Origin of the sequence: Qipengyuania sp. HL-TH1 (assembly GCF_036365825.1) — a bacterium.
Taxonomy (GTDB): Bacteria; Pseudomonadota; Alphaproteobacteria; order Sphingomonadales; family Sphingomonadaceae; genus Qipengyuania; species Qipengyuania profunda.
On the sequence record NZ_CP142675.1, the window covers coordinates 81,186 to 96,110 of the forward strand.

Annotated in this window: 14 protein-coding genes; 5 read left to right on the plus strand and 9 right to left on the minus strand. The window is 65.1% G+C overall.

Annotated features, from left to right (window positions below; translation table 11 throughout):
• Nucleotides 1–8: 8 nt before the first annotated feature.
• On the plus strand, nt 9–1,193 hold the full coding sequence (gene mltA / locus VWN43_RS01065) for a murein transglycosylase A (RefSeq protein WP_320181021.1): 1,185 nt from the start codon (nt 9–11) through the stop codon (nt 1,191–1,193).
• Entirely contained in the window at nt 1,190–1,747 is a 558-nt protein-coding gene (locus tag VWN43_RS01070; protein ID WP_320181020.1) for a Smr/MutS family protein, read from the plus strand. The genes mltA and VWN43_RS01070 overlap by 4 nt, the downstream gene beginning before the upstream one ends.
• A 267-nt stretch (nt 1,748–2,014) precedes the next feature.
• Here VWN43_RS01070 and katG read toward each other — a convergent pair whose 3' ends face one another.
• From katG to aroC, 6 genes are all read right to left on the minus strand, one after another.
• The gene (gene katG / locus VWN43_RS01075) at nt 2,015–4,231 is read right to left on the minus strand and encodes a catalase/peroxidase HPI (protein ID WP_320181019.1); all 2,217 of its coding nucleotides are present in this window, start codon (nt 4,229–4,231) and stop codon (nt 2,015–2,017) included.
• A 143-nt stretch (nt 4,232–4,374) separates the two neighbouring features.
• Entirely contained in the window at nt 4,375–5,211 is an 837-nt protein-coding gene (locus tag VWN43_RS01080) for a hypothetical protein (RefSeq protein ID WP_320181018.1), read from the minus strand.
• 402 nt (nt 5,212–5,613) lie between these two features.
• Entirely contained in the window at nt 5,614–7,203 is a 1,590-nt protein-coding gene (ahpF, locus tag VWN43_RS01085) for an alkyl hydroperoxide reductase subunit F (RefSeq protein WP_320181017.1), read from the minus strand.
• A 165-nt stretch (nt 7,204–7,368) separates the two neighbouring features.
• Nucleotides 7,369–7,935 (minus strand): alkyl hydroperoxide reductase subunit C, encoded by a 567-nt coding sequence (ahpC, locus tag VWN43_RS01090; RefSeq protein WP_320181016.1) that lies wholly within the window; start codon nt 7,933–7,935, stop codon nt 7,369–7,371.
• Nucleotides 7,936–8,087: 152 nt separating this feature from the next.
• Nucleotides 8,088–9,185, minus strand: a complete 1,098-nt coding sequence (locus VWN43_RS01095; protein WP_320181015.1) for a sensor histidine kinase — start codon at nt 9,183–9,185, stop codon at nt 8,088–8,090.
• A 67-nt stretch (nt 9,186–9,252) separates the two neighbouring features.
• Nucleotides 9,253–10,320: a chorismate synthase gene (gene aroC, locus VWN43_RS01100; protein ID WP_320181014.1), complete on the minus strand. Its 1,068-nt coding sequence runs from the start codon at nt 10,318–10,320 to the stop codon at nt 9,253–9,255.
• A 79-nt stretch (nt 10,321–10,399) separates the two neighbouring features.
• Here aroC and ruvA point away from each other — a divergent pair, with 79 nt between their 5' ends.
• Together ruvA and VWN43_RS01110 are read left to right on the plus strand one after the other, a co-directional pair.
• Nucleotides 10,400–11,005 carry a Holliday junction branch migration protein RuvA gene (ruvA, locus tag VWN43_RS01105; protein ID WP_320181013.1) on the plus strand — a complete coding sequence of 202 codons (606 nt, stop codon included), beginning with the start codon at nt 10,400–10,402 and terminating at the stop codon, nt 11,003–11,005.
• Nucleotides 11,006–11,007: 2 nt separating this feature from the next.
• Entirely contained in the window at nt 11,008–11,535 is a 528-nt protein-coding gene (locus VWN43_RS01110; RefSeq protein ID WP_320181012.1) for a DsrE family protein, read from the plus strand.
• A gap of 41 nt (nt 11,536–11,576) precedes the next feature.
• On the opposite strand, the gene VWN43_RS01115 is transcribed toward VWN43_RS01110, so the two are convergent.
• Nucleotides 11,577–11,912 carry a GIY-YIG nuclease family protein gene (locus VWN43_RS01115; protein ID WP_320181011.1) on the minus strand — a complete coding sequence of 112 codons (336 nt, stop codon included), beginning with the start codon at nt 11,910–11,912 and terminating at the stop codon, nt 11,577–11,579.
• A 128-nt stretch (nt 11,913–12,040) separates the two neighbouring features.
• Between VWN43_RS01115 and ruvB the strand changes: the two genes are divergently transcribed.
• Nucleotides 12,041–13,066: a Holliday junction branch migration DNA helicase RuvB gene (ruvB, locus tag VWN43_RS01120; RefSeq protein ID WP_320181010.1), complete on the plus strand. Its 1,026-nt coding sequence runs from the start codon at nt 12,041–12,043 to the stop codon at nt 13,064–13,066.
• A 486-nt stretch (nt 13,067–13,552) separates the two neighbouring features.
• Here the strand turns inward: ruvB and VWN43_RS01125 are convergent, their stop codons facing one another.
• Nucleotides 13,553–14,140, minus strand: coding sequence for a hypothetical protein (locus VWN43_RS01125; RefSeq protein ID WP_320181009.1), 588 nt, complete (start codon nt 14,138–14,140; stop codon nt 13,553–13,555).
• Nucleotides 14,141–14,183: 43 nt separating this feature from the next.
• A complete protein-coding gene (locus tag VWN43_RS01130; RefSeq protein ID WP_320181008.1) occupies nt 14,184–14,903 on the minus strand; it encodes a prolyl hydroxylase family protein in 720 nt (239 codons plus the stop codon).
• Nucleotides 14,904–14,925 lie beyond the last annotated feature (22 nt).

Here is a 14,925-nt window from a genome sequence, read left to right on the forward strand (position 1 = left end):
GAGGGATAATGCGCTATCTGCTGGTGATCGCGGCAACCATGATGTTGGCCGCCTGCGTACGCATGGTGCCCGATACCGCGCCCAAAGTGGCGGTTCCGCTGCCGCCGGGTACCGTATCCAGCGCCGCTTTTTCGCCGCTGGTGCGCGGGGTCGATGTCGATGCGCTGGGAATTACCCCCGATGATGCGGGCACCGCGCTTGTGTCCTTCCTCGAATCCTGCCCGGCCGTGCTCACGCGCGAGGACCAGAGCGGGCTGACTTTCGCCGAGGACTGGCGCCCCGCCTGCGAGGCCGCGACAAGCTGGCCGGTGTCCGATGCGCGGCGCTTCTTCACCAGCTATTTCGAAACCGCGCGGGTCGGCGATGGCGCGGCCTTCGCCACGGGCTATTTCGAACCCGAGATACGCGGCAGCCGCACCCGCGCGCCCGGCTATGACGTGCCGATCTACGCCCCGCCGCCCGAACTCGTCCGCGCATGGCCCGAAGACATGCCCGAAAGCGAACGCACCGGCCGGCCGCCGCTGGGTCGGTATGATGCCAGCGGCAAGTTCGTGCTGTTCTACGACCGCACCCAGATCGAACTCGGCGCGCTGGCCAACCGCGGGCTGGAGATCGCCTGGGCCGCCGATCCGGTCGAATTCTTCTTTCTCCAGATCCAGGGCTCGGGGCTGGTCCGCCTGCCCGATGGCGAGTTGATGCGGATCGGCTATGCGGGGCAGAACGGGCGCGAATATGTCGGTATCGGGCGCGTCATGCGCGAACGCGGGATGATCGGCGAGGGCACGCCCTATGCCACCTCGATGCAGGGCATCATGGAATATATCCGCGACAATCCTGCCGACGGCCGCGACATCATGCGGCTCAACAAGAGCTGGATCTTCTTTCGCGAACTCAACACCGACGGCCCGCTGGGTTCGCTTGGGGTACCCGTGCGGCGCGAAGCCTCGGTCGCGGTCGATCCGCTGTTCGTCCCCTACGGCGCGCCGGTCTTCCTCGACATGGATCGCCCGGTCGCCGACGGTCTGTGGATTGCGCAGGATACGGGCGGCGCGATCAAGGGCGCCAACCGCTTCGATACCTTCTGGGGCAATGGCGCCGATGCGCGCGAGATCGCCGGCGGCATGAGCGCGCGCGGGTCGGCGCTGGTGCTCCTGCCACGCGGTACGCTCGACCGTCTTGAATCGCGCCGGTGAGTTCCCCGCGCGGTTTATCTTCCGAAGAGGCGGAGGCTTGGGAAAAGCTGGCTGCCACCGTGGCCCCGCTGCATCCGCGCAAACCGGTGCAGCCGAAAGCGGTTGTCGCGCCCAAACCGCCCGCGCCGCCCAAGCAGGTCAGGCGCGCTCCCGCGCCGCCACCCCGGCCCGCGCCGATAGCGCCGCCCAAACCGGTCGCGGTGCAGGACCGCGGGCTCGATTCGCATTGGGACCGGCGGCTCAAGTCGGGGACACTCCAGCCCGAGCTCACGCTCGACCTGCATGGCCACAATCTCGACGCCGCCTATGACCGCCTGATGAGCGGGGTGGCGCAGGCCCGGGCGATCGGCGCGCGCACGATCCTGCTGGTCACCGGGAAAGCGCGTGCGGTCGAAGCGGCGGACCGTGCGTCGCGGCGCGGTGCAATCCGCGCCAAGGTGCTCGACTGGCTGGCCGCCTCGAGCCACCATTCCGCTATCGCCGCCGTGCGCCGCGCGCACCAGCGCCATGGCGGCGACGGCGCGCTATATATCGTCCTCAAGCGCGAACGCTGATCGGACGGCCCAGGGCCGGCGACTGCGCGGGGCAACAACCCACGAAATGTGACAAATTGTCCGCCAGAGGCGCGAAATAGCTGGGTAGTTAGGTAGCTCGTAGCGGCACTGGCGCCGCTTGCGCCCGCTTGGGCTGCCTTCAGACCGCGCTCGGTCCCGTTCACCTACTCGCGGCGATTCGCGGGCAAGTTGGTGAGAAGACAACAAAAAAGCCCCCGACACGTGGTCGGGGGCTCTCGGTGGACGACCAGCCAGGCCGTCTGTCCATCAATTATGATACTTCTGATACATGATGTCAAAGCGATCGGCGTCCATGACCTTGGTCCAGGCCGCGACGAAATCGTCGACGAACTTCCGCTCGTGCCCGTTCTCGGCATAGACTTCGGCGACGGCGCGCAATTGCGAGTTTGAGCCGAAGACGAGGTCGGTGCGGGTGGCGTGCCATTTGACATCGCCCTTGAGACGGCACTTGCCGACGAATTCCTCGTCACCGCTCTCGTCGATCACTTCCCAGACCGTGCCCATGTGAAGCAGGTTGACGAAGAAGTCGTTCGACAACACGCCGGGGCGATCGGTCAGCACGCCGATGTTATTGCCGTGCTGCGTGTGCTTGGACACTGCGCCCAGCCCGCGCATGCCACCGACCAGCACGGTCATTTCGGGCATCGACAGGCCGAGCAGGTGCGCCCGGTCGACCAGCATATCCTCGGTTTTCACCTCGGCCTTGGTCTTGAGATAGTTGCGGAAGCCATCGGCGAAGGGCTCGAGCGGCTCCCAGCTCTCGGCATCGAACTGGTCTTCACGGGCATCGCCGCGGCCGGTGGTAACCGGTACGGTGATGTCGAAGCCGCCGTCCTTGGCCGCCTTCTCGATCGCCGCCGCGCCGCCCAGCACGATGGCGTCGGCCATCGAGATATCGCCGCGCAGCTCGTCGAGCTTGGCCAGCACCTTGCCCAGTTCCTCGGGATCGTTGACCTTCCAGTTCCTCAGCTCATCGAAGCGGATGTGCGCGCCGTTGGCGCCGCCGCGATGGTCCGAATTGCGATAGGTCGAAGCCGAAGCCCAGGCTGCCTTGACCAGTTCGCGAACGCTCAGCCCGCTGTCCAGCACGGCCTTCTTGAAATCGGCCACGGCGCTATCCGAAGGTGTGGTTCCGGCGGGGACCGGGTCCTGCCAGATCATTTCTTCGGCAGGGACGTCTGGACCCAGGTAACGGACCTTGGGGCCCATATCGCGGTGGGTCAGCTTGAACCACGCGCGGGCAAAGGCATCGTCGAGCGCCGCCTGGTCGTCGCGGAAGCGTTCCGAAATCTTGCGATATTCGGGGTCGCGCTTGAGCGCCATGTCGGCGGTGGTCATGATCGTCGGGACCTTCTTGTTCGGGTCCCGCGCGTCAGGCGCCATGTCCTCCGGCTCGGGGTTGATCGGGGTCCACTGGTTCGCACCTGCCGGGCTCTGGGTGAGCTCGTAGTCATATTTGAACAGCAGGCGGAAATAGTCATTGCCCCACTGCGTCGGATTGGGGGTCCATGCCCCTTCGATACCCGACGTGGTGATGTGACCCTTGCCGATTTCCTCGGGGTCGGTCAGCCAGCCAAAGCCCATCGAGTGCAGGCCTTCGCCTTCGGGACCGCCGCCGAACGTGTCCGACGGGGCTGCGCCATGGCACTTGCCGAAAGCGTGGCCGCCTGCGGTCAGCGCGACGGTTTCCTCGTCGTTCATCGCCATGCGGGCGAAGGTTTCGCGCATGTCGCGCGCCATGCCTTCGGCATCGTGCGGATTGCCGCCCGGGCCTTCGGGATTGACGTAGATCAGGCCCATCTGGATCGCCGCGAGCGGGTTTTCGAGCGCCTTGCCCTCATCGGGATTGATGCGCGTTTCGACGCCCTCGTCGACCCACTTTTCTTCCGAGCCCCAATAGACCAGTTCGGGCTCGAACACGTCCTTGCGGCCGCCGCCGAAGCCGAACACCGGCCCGCCCATCGATTCGATCGCGACATTGCCGGTGAGCACGAACAGGTCGGCCCAGCTGAGATGCTTGCCGTATTTCTGCTTGATCGGCCACAGCAGGCGCCGGGCCTTGTCGAGATTGCCATTGTCGGGCCAGCTGTTGAGCGGGGCGAAGCGCTGCTGCCCGCTCGAGGCGCCGCCGCGGCCGTCGCCGGTGCGATAGGTACCCGCCGCGTGCCACGCCATGCGGATGAAGAACGGGCCATAGTGCCCGTAATCCGCCGGCCACCATTCCTGGCTGTCGGTCATCAGCGCGGTCAGATCGCGCTTCACCGCAGCATAGTCGAGCGCGTTGAAGGCTTCGCAATAATCGAAGTCGTCGCCCATCGGGTCGGGATTACGACCACCCGTCTGGAGGATTTCGATCTGCAGCTGGTCGGGCCACCAGTCGCGATTGTTGCGACCGAGGAGGTCACGCGTGCCCCCGTTGCCACTGAAGGGGCAGCCACTCATCTCACCGGTTTTAGCGTCCATCGTTCATCTCTCCATCTAGACTCGGAAAATCTTACAGATGAAGGAATGGGCCAATCCCTGTAATTCGTCCAATCGATTAATTGCGTCGAATTGATTGTCTTGTGCGATCACTCGTCGAGGCGCGCGAAGCACGGGACGACGCGCTATGCCTCGCCTGGACCCGATTTATTCCGTCCCCGAAACAGCTGCCAGATTTTCCACCCCATTACCGTGGTAAATATCAGTCCGACTGCGGCGAGGAGCTGCTGCCACAGTTCAAGATCCTTGATCCACGCTATTTTCCAGTCTTCCACCTCAATCTTGAACGGGCTGGGCGGGACCGTTGCGGTGCCGAATGCGCGGCCATCGCGCACATACACCGCACTGATGGAGATTTGGCGCTCACCGGATTTCAGCGGCTTCACCTTCCACTTGGCAACGTAGGGAATGGAACCACCCCGGTATTCCGGGCAGCTGCGATCTGCCGCCACGTTGAATTCCTGCGGGTCGTATTCCAGAACGAAACAGGTGTTCTCGGTATAGACGATTGCGTTTTCGACGCGTGCGCGGCGGTCAGGCTCGGCCTCGGTCGGAGAGGCCACGGTGATGTTGCGCCGACCCGGATCGAACTCGAGATCGGTCGATTTTATCGACACCAGCCAATCAATCCGCTCGGACTGGCGCATTTGGAGAGTGGCCGGTTCGGCTAGGCCGATGTTCTGGTCCCGGACGTACCGGGCGTCCTCGATATCCTGCCGGCATTCCCCGAGAGTTTGCGATGCGCTGCATTCCCGCAAGAGCAGTGCTGCCTCTGCCGCTGCCTCATCGCGCATGGTCTCGAAGGGACGGGTGCGATTGACAATTCTGGAAGCACAAGCGCGGGGGCGGACATTCAATTCCTCGCACGCCCCCAGGATCGACTGCAGCCCTTCTTCCGTCAGCGTGCCGCTGTCGCCTCCGGTGAGCCAGTTTGCGGCCTCCGAATGGGCCTGCACCAGCATCGCGTAGCTATCGTATCCGGAACTTCCCGCGACAATCGGCTCGATGTGGACAGGCTGTGAGCCTGTGCGGGGCGGCAGGTCCGGCGAGGCCGTCCACGTGGGTGTCGGTGAGGGTGGCGGATCGGGAACTGGCGGCGGTGGAGGCGGCGGCGGTGGAGGTGGCGGAGGAGGAGGTGGTGGTGGCGGTGGAGGTGGCGGCGTGAGGACGGGCGTCGGCGTTTCTACCGGTCCACTAGCTGGACCACGCCCGTCATCCCCAGAGCCAGTGCAGGATGCGGTAAGTGCCGTCACGGCCAAAGCCGATATAAACTTTCTATTATTCGTCAATTTGCCCCCCTCCCAACTCGCGAATACTACTTCAATTCTATATATTCGCAAGTCAGAGAGGGGAAAGGCAGAAGTCTAGGCCGCTTGCGCGATGTCCTCGACCGGTTCGGTGCGGATCAGGTAATCGAAAGCGGACAGGCCCGCTTTCGAACCTTCGCCCATTGCCACCACGATCTGCTTGTACGGCACATCGGTCACATCGCCCGCGCCGAAGATACCGGGCAGATTGCTGCGGCCTTCCTCGTCGGTGGCAATCTCGCCATGCTTGGTCAGCTCGAGCCCGCTGTCCTGCAGCCACTCGGTATTGGGCACGAGACCGATCTGGATGAACACGCCTTCGAGCTCGATACGGCGTTCATCGCCGCTTGCGCGGTCCTTGACGATCATCCCGTCGACCTTGCCGTCACGGCCGGTGATCTCGGTGGTCTGGCCGCTGGTGACGATCTCGACATTGTCCATGCTGCGCAGCTTGGCCTGCAGCACTTCGTCGGCGCGCAGCTTGTCGTCATATTCGACCAGCGTCACATGGCCGACGATCTTGGCCAGATCGATCGCCGCTTCCACGCCCGAATTGCCGCCGCCGATGACCGCGATGCGCTTGCCCTTGAACAGCGGACCGTCGCAATGCGGGCAATAGGCGACGCCCTTGTTGCGATATTCGGCTTCGCCGGGCACGCCGAGATTGCGCCAGCGCGCACCGGTCGCGAGGATCAGGCTGCGTGCTTTCAGACGCGCGCCATTGCCCAGTTCGACCGTGTGCAGGCCACCTTCCTGCTTGGCAGGCACCAGCTTCACCGCGCGCGCGAGGTCCATCACATCGATGTCGTATTCGCCGACATGGCGCTTGAGCTCGCCCGCCAGCTTGGGCCCTTCGGTATAGGGCGTGCCGGGCAGGTTCTCGATGCCGAGCGTGTCTTGCAGCTGGCCGCCGAAGCGTTCGGCGGCGATCCCGGTGCGAAAACCCTTGCGCGCGGTGTAGATCGCGGTCGCCGCGCCTGCGGGCCCGCCGCCCACCACCAGCACTTCGAACGGGTCCTTGGCGGCCAGCTTCTCGGCGGCCTTGGCTTCGCTGCCCTTGTCGATCTTGGCGAGGATTTCGGCCAGTTCGAGCTTGCCGTTATAGAACGGTTCGCCGTTGAGGAAGGTCGCGGGCACCGCCATGATATCGCGGCGCTCGACCTCGTCCTGGAACGTGCCGCCCTCGATCAGCGTCGCGGTGATGCGCGAGTTTTCCAGCGCCATCAGCGTCAGCGCCTGCACCACGTCGGGGCAGTTGTGGCACGACAGCGAGAAATACATCTCGAAATTGAAATCGCCCTCCAGCCCGCGGACCTGTTCGAGCAGGTCGGCATCGACCTTGGGCGGATGCCCGCCGGCCCACAACAGCGCGAGCACCAGCGAGGTAAACTCGTGCCCCATCGGCAGCCCGGCGAAGCGGACCCATTTCTCCGCATCGCTGCCGCGGCGGATGATGAAGCTCGGCTTGCGCTCGTCGGTGCCGTCGAAGCTCGCGCTGACGAGATCGTGCAGCGCGGATATTTCCTCGAGCAGTTCGCGCGTCTGCGCGCTCTTGTCGTCATCGCCGAGCGAGGCGACGAGCTCGACCGGCTCGCGCAGATTGGCGAGATAGGTCTTGAGTTGCTGGGTCATCGTTGCGTCGAGCATGGGCGGACTCCGGGCGGGAAGGGAAACGGACGTTCGAAAATTCGGGAGGAAAAAGGCCCGGGGCGGGGGGAGGGGGGTGCCCCGGGCCTTCCAGTGACCCGGGACGAATCCCGGGCTCTTGTGCGGGCGCCGCTAGGACGCCCGATCTTTCGCTTGGCTTAACGCCTAGATCTTGCCGACGAGGTCGAGCGAGGGAGCCAGCGTGTCGCTGCCTTCTTCCCAAGCCGCCGGGCAGACCTGGCCGGGGTTGGCGCGGACGTACTGTGCCGCCTTGATCTTGCGCGCGAGTTCGTTGGCATTGCGGCCGACGCCTTCGCAGGTCTGTTCCATGATCTGGATTACGCCATCGGGATCGACCACGAAGGTGGCACGATCGGCCAGGCCGACGCCTTCGCGCAGCACGTCGAAATTGCGCGCGAGAACGTGGTTCTGGTCACCCAGGAAGGGGAACTGCAGCTTGCCGATCTTTTCCGAGGTGTCGTGCCAAGCCTTGTGGCTGAAATGGGTGTCGGTCGACACGCCATAGACTTCGACGTCCATCTTCTGGAGCATCGCATACTGCTCGCCGAGGTCTTCGAGCTCGGTCGGGCATACGAAAGTGAAGTCGGCCGGGTAGAAGAAGAAAATGGCCCACTTGCCCTTCACGTCTTCGTCGGTGACTTCGAAAAAGTCCTTGCCGGCCTGGAAGGCGGTGGCGGTGAACGGTTTGATCTGCGATCCGATGATACCCATGGGTGTACTCCGTTGTTCGGGTTGAAACTCGAGAGTGTCAGATAGGCATTGTTGCGATGCACAAAAGCGATATGTTGCGATTGCGAGCATCGGAATTTTCTATCACAGACGTGGAACGATGTTTTCCGGCTGCGAAAGCTTCGACGCGCGGCTCAGCTGTCGTCCTGACGCTCGCCGCGCAGGGTCAGCTGCATCCCGCCATCCACTGCACACCAGGCAGGTTGCGCGCCGATCGAATGCGCGAGCGAGGCGATCACGCGCGTGCCCAGACCCGCTCCCGCCGCTGCGCGATCGGCCGCTTCGGCATCGGCGCCGCCATTGTCGCTGCACACCAGCGACCAGCCTTCGGCATTGACCGCGATCCGTGCCGCAATCGTCCCCGTGCCATCGGGAAATCCGTGCTTCAGCGCGTTGGAGACGAATTCGTTGACTGTCAGCAGCAGTGCATTGGCCAGTTCCGCGCTTGCGCGGTCGCCCTTGACCGTGATGGCAAGCTGGATGCCCTTGGGCAGCAATTGGCGGAAATCGGTTTCGACCCGGTTGAACAGCGACGAGATATCGACGCTGCGGCCATCGTCGAAGCCGTGCAGCTCGGCATGCAGCGAGGCAAGCGCGCGGACGCGCCCGCCGGCTTCCTCGAGCACCGCGCGCACTGCGGGGTCGTCCGACCGCCGCGCCTGCATCGCGAGGATCGCCCCCAACGAGGCGAGCGAGTTCTTGACCCGGTGGTCGATCTCGCGGCGCAGCGCGGTTTCGCGCTCGAGTGACAGCCGCAGGTCGAGCTCGCGCATGACCTGCCGTGCGAGGACCTTCAGCACGCGGCGCTGGGTGTCGTTGAGCGTGCCGGGACTGTGATCGAGCACGCAGAGCGTGCCGAGCGGCAGGCCGTTCGCGCCCTTGAGCACCGCGCCCGCGTAGAAACGGAACCCCGGCTCCTCGGTACACAGCGGATTGTCCGCCATGCGCGGATCGGCCAGCGTGTCGGGAATCTCGACGAAATCGTCCTGCAGGATGACATGGCCGCACAGGCTGGTGTCGAGCGGGGTCGAGCGCACGCCGAGGCCGACTTCGGCCTTGAACCACTGGCGGTCGTCATCGATGAAATTCACCACCGAGACCGCCTTGCCGCACAGTTCGGAAGCCAGTTCGACGATCTCGTCGAAATCGCGCTCGCGTTCGGTATCGAGAATGCCATAGCGGCGCAGTTCGCGCAGCCGTTCCTCTTCCTGGGGATGCTTGCCGGGTGTCACAGGGCCTTCCTACCCGCTTGTTCGAACAGGGCAATAGGGTTGCCATATGGAGCAGCCTACGCGCGTTTCAGCCGCATTGCGCCCGGTGCAGCAGCTTGTGGTCGGCCAGAACCAGCGCCATCATCGCTTCGACCACCGGCGTGCCGCGAATGCCGACGCAGGGATCGTGCCGCCCCTTGGTGCGCACTTCGGTCGCCTCGCCGCCGCGTGTGATACTGTCCACGGGCGTGAGGATCGAACTGGTCGGCTTGAACGCGACGCGGCAGGTAACCGGCTGGCCGGTCGAAATGCCCCCCGCAATCCCCCCGGCGTGGTTGGCAGCGAAGCGCGGGCCGTCATTGCCGGGCTGCATCGGGTCGGCGTTCTGTTCGCCGGTCAGCCGCGCCGCGCCAAAGCCGTCGCCGATCTCGACGCCCTTGACCGCATTGATGCTCATCATCCCCGCCGCCAGATCGCTGTCGAGCTTGGCATAGATCGGCGCGCCCCATCCGGCGGGCACACCGGTGGCGACGCATTCGACCACCGCGCCCAGCGAGGACCCCGCCTTGCGTGCCTCGTCGACCAGCGCCTCCCAGCGTTTCGCGGCGGCGGCATCGGGGCACCAGAAGGGATTGCGCGCGATCTCGTCGGCATCGAAATTCGCCGGGTCCACCGCATCGCCGCCGATTTCGGCGACATAGGCGAGGATCGAAACCTCGGGGATGACCAGCCGCGCCACTGCGCCCGCGGCCACGCGCATCGCGGTTTCGCGTGCGCTGCTGCGCCCGCCGCCGAGATAGTCGCGCAGCCCGTATTTCGCATCATAGGCGTAATCGGCATGGCCGGGGCGGTAGGTGTTGGCGATCTCGGAATAATCCTTCGACCGCTGGTCGGTGTTCTCGATCAGCAGCGAGATCGGCGTGCCCGTGGTGGTGCCTTCGAACACGCCCGACAGGATGCGCACCGCATCGGGTTCCTTGCGCTGGGTGGTGAACTTGTTCTGCCCCGGCTTGCGCGCATCGAGGAAGGGCTGGATGTCTTCCTCGGCCAGTGCCAGCCCCGGCGGGCACCCATCGACCACCGCACCAATCGCGGGTCCGTGGCTCTCGCCCCAGGTGGTGAAGCGCAGCGTCCGTCCGAATGTATTCCAGCTCATGGCGCATCTCATGCCCGCAACTGTGGGCGCCTGTCCATTCTCGCTGGACCAAATCCTTCTTGACGCCCAAGAACAAACCATGATTGCGAAGCTGAAGGGCCTGCTCGACGAAACCGGTACCGACTGGGCGGTGATCGACGTCGCGGGCGTCGGCTATCTGGTGCACTGCTCGTCCAAGACGCTCGCCGCGCTGGGCGAGGTGGGCGAAGCCTGCACTGTCTTTACCGATCTGCAGGTAAGCGAGAACGACATGCGGCTGCTCGGTTTCGCTGAGGCGGCGGAGCGTGACTGGTTCCGCCTGCTGACGCAGGTGCAGGGGGTGGGCAGCAAGGTCGCGCTGGCAATCCTCTCGGCGCTGTCGATCGGCGAAGTGCAGCAGGCCTGCGCGCAGGGCGATGCCGCCACGGTCGCGCGCGCCAACGGCGTCGGGCCGAAGCTGGCGGGGCGGATCGTCAATGAATTGAAGGACAAGGCGGGTGCGCTGCCGGGTGGCGGTACGGCGGGCGCTGGTCCGGGGGTAAGCCCGGCAGGCGGCGCCAGTGCCGACGCGGTGAGCGCGCTGGAGAACCTCGGCTTCAAGCCTGCAGTCGCCGCGCGCGCGGTTGCCGCGGCGCAGGGCGAACTGGGCGAGGGCGCGGGCGAGGGCGAGTTGATCCGCGTGGCATTGAAGAAGGCGGCAGGATGACGATGACGGCGATACGTTTCACTATTCTGGCAGCTGCGGGTGCGCTGCAGGCCACTGCGGCCAGCGCACAGGACATGAGCGCCTTTCGCACCGGGCCGATCTTCGAGGAGTTCGGTGCCCACGCGCCGGTCGAAGGCATCGGCACCTTCGCCCCCGACACTGAATTCGCGATTGCCTTCGACGTCGCCGAACAGGCCGATGCAGGCAGGCGCAACCGCGGGTTCGAAAGCGCCGCGCGGTTCATCAACATGCATGCTTCGCACGCGGTCGACCCGGTGAACATGCGGGTCGCGGTGGTCGTCCACGGCAAGGCGGTGCACGATCTGCTCGACGATGAGGCAGGCAATGGCTCGCACTACATGGTGACGCAGCTGCTCGACTACGGCGTGCGCTTCATCGTCTGCGGCCAGAGCGCGGCGGCGCATGGCGTGGCCAAGGCGGACTTCATCCCGGGGGTCGAACTCGCGCTCTCCGCCATGACTGCGCATGCTCAATTGCAGCAGGCGGGCTACACGGTGAACCCGTTTTGAGGAAAGAGAAAACCTCAAGCCTCCGTCATCCTGAACTCGTTTCAGGATCCATCTTTCGCTCTGCTCGGAGCAAGCGGATCAAACCCAAGGTCGATCGCAAGATCTACCCAATGCGGATTGTCTCGTTCGACCAGATTGATTTTCCATTGACGGTGCCAACGCTTCAATTGTTTCTCGCGCATGATTGCAAGCTCCATGGCGCCGAACATCTCGAAGCGGACCAAACGGTGGACTCCGTAGCGGCTGGTGAAACCACCAGTGATGCCTTGCCGGTGCTGGTAGAGCCGTTGGATGAGGCTGCTTGTCACGCCGATATACAGCGTCCCGCGCGGCTGGCTGGCGAGGATGTAGACGCAGGGATCGCGATCAACTTGCATGACGGGGAGCGTGTCGCGACATGGACCCTGAAACAAGTTCAGGGTGACGGATTGGGTCGAGAACGGTTCTGTCTCCGTCGTTCCGAACCGGTTGCAGGATACATCTTCCAGCTTGGTAGAGCGCCTCAATGACCGAACCCGTCCCCATCCACTCCCCCGACCGCCAGGCCGAAGACCCCGACGCTGCGCTGCGCCCCAAGAGCCTTGCCGAATTCGTCGGGCAGAAGGCGGCGCGCGAGAACCTGCGCGTGTTCGTCGAGGCCGCGAAGGGCCGCGGCGAGGCGATGGACCATGTGCTGTTCTTCGGTCCGCCCGGCCTCGGCAAGACCACGCTGGCGCAGATCGTCGCCAAGGAACTGGGCGTCGGCTTTCGCGCCACCAGCGGGCCGGTAATCGCCAAGGCGGGCGACCTTGCCGCGCTGCTGACCAATCTCGAGCCCAACGATGTGCTCTTCATCGACGAGATCCACCGGCTCAATCCGGTGGTCGAGGAAGTGCTTTACCCGGCGATGGAAGACCGCGCGCTCGATATCATCATCGGCGAGGGACCATCTGCGCGCAGCGTGCGGATCGACCTGCCGCCGTTCACGCTGGTCGGCGCGACCACGCGGCAGGGCTTGCTGACCACGCCGCTGCGCGACCGGTTCGGTATCCCCGTGCGGCTGAACTTCTACACCGAGGACGAACTGCTCCGCGTCGTTACGCGCGGTGCGGGGCTGCTCGGCATGGGGATCGACGAGGGCGGCGCGCGCGAGATCGCCCGCCGCAGCCGCGGGACGCCGCGCGTGGCGGGACGGCTGATGCGCCGCGTGCGCGATTTCGCCAGCGTGCTGGGCGAGGCGGTGGTGACCAGCCGCGTGGCCGACGATGCGCTCACCCGGCTCGAAGTCGATGGCCTCGGTCTCGACGCGATGGACCGGCGCTATCTCACCATGATCGCCACCACCTACAAGGGCGGGCCGGTCGGGGTGGAAACGCTCGCGGCGGGTCTCAGCGAGCCGCGCGACACGGTCGAGGAGGTGATCGAGCCTTATCTCATCCAGCTCGGCCTGATCGCGCGGACCGCACGCGGGCGCTGTCTCAACGACGGCGGCTGGCTGCACTTGGGCCTTGCCCCGCCGTCCACACCGCAGGGAAACATGTTCGACAAATGAGGTTACCACAGCGGTAGGAAAGCACCGCTAGTCGGTCCCGAAACGGGACGGGGCTTGCGCAAAGCTCGCATTTCGGCGAAAAATTTACTTTCTAGGCGTACCGCGAAACGTAAAGATTGGCGAGTCCCCGAGGAAGGGATTCGCCGGAGTACATCCGGATCGTGGTAAGGGACGGAAAAAGAACCCTTTTCCTCGGTCGCAACAGGAAGTCATGGTTATGTCGGTCAAGTCAGCTCTCGCCAAACTCTCGGCCACCGCGGCGGGTGGCGCGCTGCTTGCGGGCGGTGCGGTACATGTCGCCGAGCGTCCGATCTCCGACAATCCGCAATATAAATCGAAATCGGTCAAATACGTCAAGCAGGCGACCCCGCGCGCCGTACCCCGGCCGACCGTGCCGCGGGCCCGGACGATTCCGCGCCCCGTCGAATGCGTGCCCGCCGATTCGCCCGCAGCGGCCAACAGCCCGAACAATATCTGCCCGCCCGTCTATCGCCAGGCGATGGCGCCCGTTCCCGTCCCGCCGCTGCCCGCAGCCGCGCCGGTACGCGGTGGCGGCGCATCGCGCTCGATCGGCGGAAGCAGCACTTCGGGTGGCGGCGGCTTCGGCGGCGGCGGTTTCTTCGGCGGCTTCTTCTCCGGATCGAGCGGCGGCGGCAGCGTGATCGTCAATTCGACCACCACCACCGGCGGCGACACGCCCGATGTGATCGTCGACGTCTCCACGACCACCTCGACCGGTGGCACGTCGACCTCGACCTCGACCGGGTCGATCTCGACCTCCACCGGTGAAGTTTCGACCTCCACGGGCGAAGTGTCGACCTCTACCGGCAGCGTTTCGACTTCGACCGGTGAGGTCTCGACCTCGAGCGGCAACGTTACCACCAGCACGAGCAGCTCCTCCTCGACCAGCACGTCGAGCTCGAGTTCGACCTCGTCTTCCACCTCGACATCGAGCTCGACCTCGTCTTCGACCAGTTCGTCGACCTCGGGCAGCAGCAGCGGCACCGATGTGCCCGCCCCGCCGATGATGGCGCTGTTCGGCTTTGCCGCCGCCGCGATCCTCGGACGCCGCAAGTTCCGCATCAAACGCGCGGCCTAAGGCCAACGCCGACCGCGCTCAATCGCGCTGGCTGAGGCTCCATTCGCCTTGCCGATACCACTGCGTCACGACGTATTTCGTGCCTGCGCCAACGGGTAGCGCGGCATGCCGCGTCGCGCGGTTGGGCTGCCCGCTGCGATCCATATTGTCCCACATCACCAGCAGGCCGGGTTCGGGAACGATCTTGAGGTCGAGCTCGGGAAACTCGGTTTCGCCGCCGCTTTCTACCGCATTGAGATAGACCATCGCGGTCCAGCTGCGCTGCCCGCCGCGTCGCCGCTCGACCTGCCAGTGCGGTCGGTCGGGGCGAAAATGGTCGCGGTGGTGGCGATATTCCTCGCCTTCGCGATAGCGCTGGCCTTGTAGCGGCTCGGCATGGACCGGCGCGATGCCGGTGACCGCACCGATCTTGCGCGCCAGCGTCTTCGTTTCAGGCATGTCCTTGGCGAAGAAGTGGGTCGAGCTGGTGCGTCCGCGCGGCGATGCCTTGTCCGAAAACAGCACCGATGGCTGGATGCGGCTGTCGATCACCGCGATCAGCTTGCGGCATTGCTGCTGTGTCAGCAGTCCGCGCATCAGGAACAGGTCGGCTTTCCCCCCGCCACGCGGTTCGACGCGCGGGTCGGCCAGCAGCCGTTCGCGAACCGTAGTGCCGATCGCGCGCATGATGGCGGGATCGGCCTGCGGATCGGGTTCGGCGCGCCCCAGCAGCTGTGACAGGCGGTCAAAGACCGACATGCTACCGGAGCGCTACCGTACC

Excerpts from the sequence above, each read along its gene's own strand:
- VWN43_RS01130 (WP_320181008.1), bottom strand. The coding sequence starts at position 14,903 with ATGTCGGTCTTTGACCGCCTGTCACAGCTGCTGGGGCGCGCCGAACCC.
- mltA (WP_320181021.1), top strand. The coding sequence starts at position 9 with ATGCGCTATCTGCTGGTGATCGCGGCAACCATGATGTTGGCCGCCTGC.
- VWN43_RS01110 (WP_320181012.1), top strand. The coding sequence starts at position 11,008 with ATGACGGCGATACGTTTCACTATTCTGGCAGCTGCGGGTGCGCTGCAG.
- aroC (WP_320181014.1), bottom strand. The coding sequence starts at position 10,320 with ATGAGCTGGAATACATTCGGACGGACGCTGCGCTTCACCACCTGGGGC.
- VWN43_RS01080 (WP_320181018.1), bottom strand. The coding sequence starts at position 5,211 with ATGCTGGTGCAGGCCCATTCGGAGGCCGCAAACTGGCTCACCGGAGGC.
- ruvB (WP_320181010.1), top strand. The coding sequence starts at position 12,041 with ATGACCGAACCCGTCCCCATCCACTCCCCCGACCGCCAGGCCGAAGAC.
- ruvA (WP_320181013.1), top strand. The coding sequence starts at position 10,400 with ATGATTGCGAAGCTGAAGGGCCTGCTCGACGAAACCGGTACCGACTGG.
- ahpF (WP_320181017.1), bottom strand. The coding sequence starts at position 7,203 with ATGCTCGACGCAACGATGACCCAGCAACTCAAGACCTATCTCGCCAAT.
- ahpC (WP_320181016.1), bottom strand. The coding sequence starts at position 7,935 with ATGGGTATCATCGGATCGCAGATCAAACCGTTCACCGCCACCGCCTTC.
- katG (WP_320181019.1), bottom strand. The coding sequence starts at position 4,231 with ATGGACGCTAAAACCGGTGAGATGAGTGGCTGCCCCTTCAGTGGCAAC.
- VWN43_RS01115 (WP_320181011.1), bottom strand. The coding sequence starts at position 11,912 with ATGCAAGTTGATCGCGATCCCTGCGTCTACATCCTCGCCAGCCAGCCG.